We start from the raw sequence: 1,357 nt of genomic DNA on the forward strand, positions 1-1,357 counted from the left end.
TCTTCACGAGCAATGACAGAGGATGTCTGGATTTGAGGATGTTGATTGAGTACCGTTTCTATTTCTCCTAGTTCTATGCGGAATCCTCTGATTTTTACTTGATTATCTATGCGCCCTAAGTATTCTATGTTGCCATCAGCACCCCATCTTGCTAAGTCTCCTGTTCTGTAAATTCGCTCCACTTGACCACATATATCTATTTCCATAAATTTTTCCGTAGTCGCTTGGGGACGATTTAAATAGCCTCTAGCTAAACCAACCCCAGCAATACACAATTCCCCTGGTATTCCTGGCGGTAATAGTTGATTGTTTCTATCTAAGATATAGATGCGAAGATTAGATATTGGTTTACCAATAGGTGGTTTTCTGCCATTGGGTTGACAATGGAAGATAGTAGCGGTGACTGTGGATTCTGTAGGTCCGTAGCAATTGTAGAAATTTCTTTCTGTTCCCCACTGATTAACTAATTCAGTTGTACAAGCTTCACCACCTACTGTCAGATATTGCAAATCAGGTAATTTTGCTTTGGGTAGTACAGATAAGGCTGAAGGCGATAAGAAGCTATGGGTAATTTTGTTTACTGTTAAAAAGTCTACTAAGCTTTGACTAGGCAATAAAGTTACTTTATTTCCTAAATACAAACAAGCACCTGTCACTAAGGCTGTGCTAATTTCACCTACGGATAAATCAAAACTAAAAGAACCAAATTGCAATAATCGGCTATGGTTTTCTACTTGGAAAGTTTTAGCCCAGGTTAAACTTAAATTGACTATGGCGCTATGCTCTATCATTACCCCTTTGGGTCTTCCCGTAGATCCAGAGGTATAAATTACGTAGGCTAAATTATTAGGTTGACTTTGGTGACTGGGGTTTTCGGTTAATTCTAAGTTAAAGGTGTCTTGGTCTAAACAAATGACCTGACAAGGTTTTTCTCGATTGTCTAAGGGTAATTCATTTAATAGTGATTTTTGTGTCAGCAATACTGAAACTTGAGCATCTTCTAACATGAAGCTCAAGCGTTCCTGGGGATATTCGGGGTCAAGGGGTACATACGCTCCTCCTGCTTTGAGAATCCCTAATAATCCAATTACCATTTCTAGGGAACGCTCTACACAAATCCCCACTAATGTCTCTGGTTTTACACCCAACGTTTGTAAGTAATTGGCTAACTGATTAGCCCGACTATTTAATTGCTGATAGGTGAGTTGTTGATTTTCAAATACTACCGCTACTGCATCCGGTGTTTTCTCTACCTGCTCTTCAAATAACTCATGGATACATTTATCAACAGGATATTCAACTTGGGTATCATTCCATTCTGTTAATAGCTGGTGCTTTTCAACTTCTGTCAATAATG

1 protein-coding gene is annotated in these 1,357 nt (G+C 38.9%); it reads right to left on the bottom strand.

The genetic code is table 11. The annotated features are described in order from the left end of the window. Window positions 1-1,357 (bottom strand): amino acid adenylation domain-containing protein (locus IQ228_RS26070; RefSeq protein WP_193965018.1); only part of this gene is annotated, 1,357 nt, incomplete at both ends.

Origin of the sequence: Dolichospermum sp. LEGE 00246 (assembly GCF_015207865.1) — a bacterium.
GTDB lineage: Bacteria > Cyanobacteriota > Cyanobacteriia > Cyanobacteriales > Nostocaceae > Dolichospermum > Dolichospermum heterosporum.